Origin of the sequence: Mycolicibacterium arseniciresistens, assembly GCF_030519285.1 — a bacterium.
Taxonomy (GTDB): Bacteria; Actinomycetota; Actinomycetes; order Mycobacteriales; family Mycobacteriaceae; genus Mycobacterium; species Mycobacterium arseniciresistens.
The window spans coordinates 1-7,107 of record NZ_JAUMSQ010000326.1 but is presented as its reverse complement, the minus strand read 5'-3'; the positions used below and the strand labels follow the sequence as shown (position 1 = coordinate 7,107).

General features: G+C 69.4%; 7 protein-coding genes and 2 pseudogenes. 5 read left to right on the top strand and 4 right to left on the bottom strand.

Going from position 1 to position 7,107, the window contains the following annotated elements; all coding sequences use genetic code 11:
* Positions 1 to 470: pseudogene (locus Q2100_RS27305) on the top strand (DNA polymerase III subunit gamma/tau); the annotation flags it as partial.
* A gap of 11 nt (positions 471 to 481) precedes the next feature.
* Here the strand turns inward: Q2100_RS27305 and Q2100_RS27300 are convergent.
* Entirely contained in the window at positions 482 to 1,786 is a 1,305-nt protein-coding gene (locus tag Q2100_RS27300; protein ID WP_302916571.1) for a class I SAM-dependent methyltransferase, read from the bottom strand.
* Positions 1,783 to 3,171 carry an FAD-binding oxidoreductase gene (locus Q2100_RS27295; protein WP_302916570.1) on the bottom strand — a complete coding sequence of 463 codons (1,389 nt, stop codon included), beginning with the start codon at positions 3,169 to 3,171 and terminating at the stop codon, positions 1,783 to 1,785. Before Q2100_RS27295 ends, Q2100_RS27300 begins: the two co-directional genes overlap by 4 nt.
* A gap of 91 nt (positions 3,172 to 3,262) precedes the next feature.
* Between Q2100_RS27295 and Q2100_RS27290 the strand changes: the two genes are divergently transcribed.
* Positions 3,263 to 3,706, top strand: coding sequence for an SRPBCC family protein (locus tag Q2100_RS27290; RefSeq protein ID WP_264011010.1), 444 nt, complete (start codon positions 3,263 to 3,265; stop codon positions 3,704 to 3,706).
* A gap of 4 nt (positions 3,707 to 3,710) precedes the next feature.
* On the opposite strand, the gene Q2100_RS27285 is transcribed toward Q2100_RS27290, so the two are convergent.
* Entirely contained in the window at positions 3,711 to 4,418 is a 708-nt protein-coding gene (locus tag Q2100_RS27285; RefSeq protein ID WP_264011019.1) for an Rv3717 family N-acetylmuramoyl-L-alanine amidase, read from the bottom strand.
* 192 nt (positions 4,419 to 4,610) lie between these two features.
* Here Q2100_RS27285 and Q2100_RS27280 point away from each other — a divergent pair, with 192 nt between their 5' ends.
* Positions 4,611 to 4,943 (top strand): YbaB/EbfC family nucleoid-associated protein, encoded by a 333-nt coding sequence (locus Q2100_RS27280; protein WP_302916569.1) that lies wholly within the window; start codon positions 4,611 to 4,613, stop codon positions 4,941 to 4,943.
* The gene (gene recR, locus Q2100_RS27275) at positions 4,944 to 5,555 is read left to right on the top strand and encodes a recombination mediator RecR (protein ID WP_264011008.1); all 612 of its coding nucleotides are present in this window, start codon (positions 4,944 to 4,946) and stop codon (positions 5,553 to 5,555) included.
* Positions 5,556 to 5,560: 5 nt separating this feature from the next.
* Here recR and Q2100_RS27270 read toward each other — a convergent pair whose 3' ends face one another.
* Positions 5,561 to 6,862: an aspartate aminotransferase family protein gene (locus tag Q2100_RS27270; RefSeq protein ID WP_302916568.1), complete on the bottom strand. Its 1,302-nt coding sequence runs from the start codon at positions 6,860 to 6,862 to the stop codon at positions 5,561 to 5,563.
* A 63-nt stretch (positions 6,863 to 6,925) separates the two neighbouring features.
* Between Q2100_RS27270 and Q2100_RS27265 the strand changes: the two are divergent.
* Positions 6,926 to 7,107: pseudogene (locus tag Q2100_RS27265) on the top strand (hypothetical protein); the annotation flags it as partial.

The following is a 7,107-nucleotide window of genomic DNA, read 5'->3' as shown; positions in this document are numbered from 1 at the left end:
CGCTGCGGCCGCCCGCCGACCCGGTGGTCGAGGCGCCGCCGGTGGCGGTGCCCGGCGAACCGAACGCCGCCGCGGTGCGCTCCATGTGGCCGACCGTGCGGGAGAAGGTCCGCCAGCGCAGCCGCACCATCGACGTGATGCTGGCGGGCGCCATCGTGCGAACCGTCGACAAGGACACTCTGGTGCTCACCCACGAGTCGGCGCCGTTGGCGAAACGGCTTGTCGAGCAACGTAACTCCGACGTCATCCGCGATGCGCTCAAAGATGCGCTCGGGGTGGACTGGAAGATCCGCTGCGAGGTGGGTGCGCCGTCGGAGGCCCCTGTCCCCGCGAAGGCGGCGCAGCGCGAAGAGGACGACATGCTGTCCGAGGCGGTGCACGAAGAGGCCGGGCCGCGCCGCGACCCCGAAGAGGCCGCCCTGGAACTGCTGCAGAGCGAGTTGGGCGCCCGCCGCATCGACGGGGCCTGAGTCCGCGCCTGCTACGCGCTCCACCACGGGCGCAGCGGCAGCCCGCCGTCGCCGCCGGCGTTGTCGAGCTTCACCGCCAGCACCTGGTGCAGCTGAACGACATTCGTCTCGAAGCCCAGCCGTGAGCCGGCCATGTACAGCCCCCACACCTTGGCCGTTCCGAGCCCGACCTCCGCGACCGCCTCGTCCCAGTGCTCCACCAGGTTGCGGCACCAGTCACGCAGAGTGAGCGCGTAGTGGTGTCGCAGGTTCTCCTCGTGCACCACCTCGAGCCCGACGTCCTGGGCCTGGGCGATGATCCGGCCCGACCCGGTGAGCTCCCCATCGGGGAACACATAGCGGTCAATGAAACCTCCAGCACCCGCCCCCGATTTGTTGTCGTGCCGGGTGATGCAGTGGTTGAGCAGCAACCCTCCGGTGCGCAACTTCGTCTGCAGGAAACGGAAGTACGCCGGGTAGTTCTGCACCCCGATGTGCTCGGTCAACCCGATCGACGACACCGCGTCGAAGCCGCTCTCCCGGACGTCGCGGTAGTCCCCGTGCCGGACCTCGGCCAGGTCGGTAAGGCCCTCTTCGGCGATCGCCTTCTGCGCCCAGGTGGCCTGTTCCTTCGACAGCGTCACCCCGATGGTCTTCACGCCGTGCCGGGCCGCGTAGCGCACCATGCCGCCCCAGCCGCAGCCCACGTCGAGCAGCCGGTCGCCCGCACGCAGCCCCAGCTTCTCGAACACCAGCCGGTACTTGTTGTCCTGGGCCTCCTCCAGCGACGCGTCGGCGTCGGGGTAGCAGGCGCAGGTGTAGGTCATCGACGGCCCGAGCACCCACTCGTAGAACGTGTTGGAGACGTCGTAGTGGTGATGGATGGCCTCGGCGTCGCGATGCTTGCTGTGCCGCAGGCCCTCGGCGATCCGCCGCCAGCGCGGCAGCGCCTCCTGCGGCGGCGGGGAGATCGGCTTGAGGTGCTCGATGCCGATCGAGCGGACGATCTGGGCCAGCACCCGCGCGGGCGGACGCTTGAAGTCCATCTTCTCGGCCAGCGCCTTGAGCAGGTCGTACGGGTCACCCGGGTGCACACCGAGCATGTCGAGGTCGCCGGCGATGTAGGCGCGGGCGAGACCGAGATCGCCCGGCGCCGTCGCCAGGTACGTCGTGCCGCGCGGGGTCTTGAGATCCAGCCCGAGTGAGGCGTCCGAGGGCCCGGCCACACTGCCGTCATAGGCACTGAACTTCAGCGGCAGGTGCCCCGCCGCGAAGATCTCCAGCACCTCGGCCAGCGTGAGCTTCCGTTCGGGCGCCTGATTCTTGAATGTGGTCATCGTCTTTCCACCGCCTTCGCATACAGATCCAGTAGACGTGAATCCGGGTCGTAGGTCTTCTTGACCGTCTTGTACGTTTCGCCGCCGTAGAGGTCGTCGAACTCCTCGGGCGTGTAGTAGGCGTCGGAGTACAGGGACTTGTGGCCGTCGAGTTCGCTCACTTTCCGTTCGATGAGTCTGTTGGTGTACCCATCCTCGGGCCCGACGGGCACCGAGGACCAGAATCCGACATTCACATACGTGTGATGCGCCTGGATCGGATAGAGCGGCCATCCGCCCTCGTCACGCAGCCGCAGCGGACACAGCCAGACCGGCTCGATCGGGACGTTGTCGAGGAACCAGCGCAGGAACTCCGCGGTGCGGCCGATCGGCACCTCGATGTCCTGCACCACCCGCTCGCGGGGCGGCCTTCCGTTGCGCTTCTCGATGCGGTCGGCGATGTCGAAACGCTGGTCGTAGCCGATCAGCTTCCAGTAGAAGCTGCTGCGCCGGAACCGCCGCGGCCACAGCCTGCGGACGCGGGGATTCTGTGCGCCGAACGCGCGCGAACACCAGAACCAGTCGGTGTCCCACCGCCACAGATAGTCGTGGATGGTCAGCCGGTCGTGCTTCTCGGCTGAGTCCTTGCCGGAGTGCTGGATCGAGCGGTAGTAGATGTCCTGGCCGGTGTAGTCGCTGACCGGTCCGGGTGTCCCGGTCCGGACGCCGACGCTCAGGTAACCCTCGTCGGCGCTGAACACCACGCCGTCGAGGTAGTCGACGGGGTCGCCGTCCAGCCCGCCGGTCTCGACGATGCGGTCCATCGTCGCGACCAGATCGTCGAGCGAGTGGAAGCGCAGGTGGCGCAGTGCGACGAACGGCTTGACCGGTTCGAGCTCGATCTTCAGCCGGACCGTGTAGCCCAGCGTGCCGTAGGAGTTGGGGAACGTCCGGAAGAGGTCGGCGTGCTGGTCGGGCGTCGCGGTCAGCACCTCGCCGGTGCCGGTGAGGATGTCCATTTCGAGCACCGACTCGTGCGGCAGGCCGTTGCGGAACGACGCCGATTCGATGCCCAGCCCCGTCACCGCGCCGCCGAGGGTGATCGTTTTCAGCTGCGGCACCACCAGCGGCGACAACCCGTAGGGCAGCGTGGCGGCGACCAGGTTCTCGTACGTGCACATGCCCGCCACGTCCGCGGTGCGGCGGTCGGGGTCGACGGCGATGACACCGGTCAGCCCCGACGTGTCGAGGCCCTTCGCGGTGCTCTCGGCGCGCTTGCGGAAGAGATTCGACGTGGGCTTGGCCAGCCGGACGGTGGCCGACGGCGGGATGGCTCGGTAACTGGCGAGAAGACGCTCTACACCGGCAGCGTGGGCGGCCTGTGCGTCGTTTGGGGCAACAGACACGCATATACGCTAGACCGCGGTCGCAGCCGATGCGACCGCGCCGGGCCGGGACGACCCCGCCGTTCTTCCACACGACTAGGAGATTTCACCGATGGGACAGGTCAGCGCGTCGAGCACGATCTTGATCAACGCCGACCAGGCGGAGGTGCTTCGCGCGGTCGCCGACTACCAGAACGTGCGCCCGAAGATCCTCTCCGACCACTACAGCGCCTACCGGGTGCTCGAGGGCGGGCAGGGCGCGGGCACCGTCGTGACCTGGAAACTGCAGGCCACCAAGTCCCGGGTGCGCGAGGTGAAGGCCGCCGTCGACGTGGCCGGCCACACCGTCATCGAGAAGGACGCCAACTCGACGCTGGTGACGAACTGGACCGTCGCCCCCGCGGGCCCCGGATCGTCGGTCACGGTCAAGACGTCCTGGACCGGCGCCGGCGGCGTCAAGGGATTCTTCGAGAAGACGTTCGCCCCGCTCGGGCTGAAGAAGATCCAGGCCGAGGTGCTGGAGAACCTGAAGAAGCAGGTCGAGACGGGCGCCTGAGCGCCTAGGCGACGCGCTGGGCCCCCAGGAACCCCGCGATGCCGCGCACCACGGCGTCGGCGTACTTCTGCCGGCCCTCCGGGCTCTTCATCAGCGCGGAGTCGGCCGGGTTCTTCATGTTGCCCAGTTCCACCAGGATCGACGGGTACTGCGCCAGGTTGAGCCCGGCGATGTCGGAGCGCGGGTTCAGGCCGCCGCTACCGATGTAGGTCGCAGGCGGGATGCCCGAACCGGCCAGCTGGTCGCGCATCACCTGGGCGAACTGCACGGCCGGGCCGGACTGCGCCGCGTTCAGCGGCGGCGACGAGTACAGCACGTGGAACCCCCGGCCGGTGGGCGGCCCGCCGTCGGCGTGGATCGACACGATCGCGTTCGGCTTCAGCGCATTGGCCATCGCCGCGCGCTCGTCGACGCACGGGCCGAGGCCGGTGTCGTCGCCCCGCGACATCGCCGTCCGCACGCCGAGCGCGCTGAGCGCCTGGCGCACCCGCAGGGTGACCTCCCAGGTGAACGAGTGCTCGGCGTAGCCGTCCTGGGTCGACGTGCCGCTGGCCTGGCAGTCCTTGGTGCCGCCGCGGCCCGTCGGGACCTGGCGGCTGATCGACGAATCGTTGGAGCCGTTGTGGCCGGGATCGAGGAAGACGATCATGCCTGCGATGTTGGCGGGCACGGCGGCCGCCGGCGCGGCGAGGACGGACGCGGCGATCAGCATGGTGACGGTGACGGCGGCGCCCGATCTCAGGCCGGTCCGCAGGCCGACACGCAGGGTGGCAGGCACGGGCGCCACCGTAGCCGCCACGCCGACTAGGCTTGAAGTCCAAACCGCCTCTTCCGGGCGAGAGCAACCAAGTCGAGACCTGCCCGCAATCAAGCCGACGCACCGATTCAGCAGAGGGGACCAGAGATGCAACCCGGTGGCCAGCCCGACATGTCGGCGCTACTCGCGCAGGCGCAGCAGGTTCAGCAGCAGCTGATGGAGGCCCAGGAGGCGCTGGCCAACGCCGAGGTGCAGGGCCAGGCCGGCGGCGGCCTGGTGCAGGTCACCATGAAGGGCAGCGGCGAGGTCATCTCGGTGGCGATCGACCCCAAGGTGATAGACCCGGCCGATCCCGAGACGCTGCAGGACCTCGTGGTCGGCGCCATCGGCGACGCTGCCAAGCAGGTCACCATCCTGGCCCACGACCGGCTCGGGCCGCTCGCGGGCGGGATGGGCAACCTGGGCATCCCGGGGCTCTAGTTGTTCGAGGGCCCGGTACAGGATCTGATCGACGAGCTGGGCAAGCTGCCCGGTATCGGGCCGAAGAGCGCGCAGCGGATCGCCTTCCACCTGCTGTCGGTCGAACCGCCCGACATCGACCGGCTCACGGCGGTGCTGAACCGGGTGCGCGACGGGGTCAAGTTCTGCGCCGTGTGCGGCAACGTCTCCGACGACGACCGGTGCCGCATCTGCAACGACCCGCGCCGCGACGCGTCCCTGGTGTGCGTCGTCGAGGAACCCAAGGACGTCCAGGCCGTCGAACGCACCCGTGAGTTCCGCGGCCGCTACCACGTGCTCGGCGGCGCGCTCGACCCGCTGTCGGGTGTCGGGCCCGAGCAACTGCGGATCCGTGAACTGCTCAACCGCATCGGCGAGCGGGTCGACGGCGTCGACGTCGCCGAGGTGATCATCGCCACCGACCCGAACACCGAGGGCGAGGCCACCGCCACCTACCTGGTGCGGATGCTGCGGGACATCCCCGGCCTGACGGTCACCCGCATCGCGTCCGGGCTGCCGATGGGCGGCGACCTCGAGTTCGCCGACGAGCTGACCCTCGGCCGGGCGCTGACCGGCCGCCGCGCGATGGCCTGAGCAGGTCAGCGCGTCAGGACCGCCGCGAGCGCGTCGTCGAGGATGTCCAGACCGGCGTTGAAGTCCGTGTCGGAGATCGTCAGGGGCGGGGCGATGCGGAAGATCCCACCCATTCCGGGCAATTGGACGATGTTCATGTGCAGGCCGCGGTCGAGGCATTCGGCTGTCACCTTCGCACCGAGCGCGTCCGCCGGCGCCCTCGTGCTCTTGTCGGACACGAGTTCGATGCCCTGCAGCAAGCCGCGACCGCGGACGTCGCCGACCTGCTCGTAGCGGTCCCGCATCTCGGTCAGCCGGTCGGTGAGCTGCTTGCCGAGCGCGGCGGCCCGGGCGACCAGGTCGTCACGCTCGACGACCGTCAGGACGGTCAGCGCGACCGCCGCGGCGAGCGGATCCGACACGTGGGTGGTGAAGAACAGGAAACCCCGCTCGTGGCAGGTGTTCTCGATCTCCTCGGTGGTGACGACCGTGGCGACCGGGAGGCCGGCGCCGAGGGTCTTCGACAGCGTGAGCAGATCCGGCACGACGCCGTCGCGCTCGAACGCGTACATCGACCCGGTGCGGCCGATGCCGGTCTGCGCCTCGTCGGCGATCAGCAGCATGCCCCGCTCGTCGCAGTACTCCCGCAGGCGGCGCAGGTAGCCGGGCGGCGGCTCGATGACCCCGCCCGACGACAGGATCGGCTCGACCAGGCAGGCGGCGAGGCTGCCCGAGGACTGCGCGTCCACGACGCCGAACCCGTAGGCGAGTTCGGTCTCCCAGTCGTGGCTGCCGTCGGCCCGCCGGAACGGCGACCGGTACGCGTTGGGGGTGGGCAGCGTGAGGTTGCCCGGCATCGGCGGCCCGTAGCCGCGGCGGCCCGCACTGAACGTCGCCGACGCCGCACCCGACGTCATGCCGTGCCAGGACCGGTCGAAGGAGACGATCTCGTATCCGCCGGTGTAGAGCTTGGCCATCTTGATCGCGGCCTCGTTGGACTCCGCGCCGGTGCTCAGCAGCATCACCTTCTGCAGCGGCGCGGGCAACGTGGAGGCGAGCTTGGCGGACAACTCGACGACGGGTCCGCTGAGCATCCCGCTGTAGAGATGGTCGAGTGTCGCGACCGCCGTGGACACCGCCGAGACGATGTCGGGATGTGAGTGGCCGAGCACCGAACTCATCTGTCCGGAGGTGAAGTCCAGGATGGCGTTGCCGTCGTCGTCGTAGACATGACTGCCGCTGGCGCGCTGGATGATCCGCGGCACGAACGCCGATCCGTAACGCACGACGTGTCGTTCGGCGTCCTGCCAGAACTGCTCCCGGTTCACCGGTCGATCCTCTCACCCGGCGGGCGGCCCGACTTGTCGGTGCCCGGGGGCACCATGGGCGCCATGACGGAGATCTTCCTCGGCGGTGAGGCGCTGGCCGCAGGCCACGCCACCCGGCAGTCGCTGCGCACCCACTATCGCGCCGTCCACCGCGGGGTCTATGTGTCGCGGGACGCGACGCTGACGCTGCGTGACCGGGCGGTCGCGGCCTGGCTGGCCTCCCGCCGCAAGGGTGTGGTGGCGGG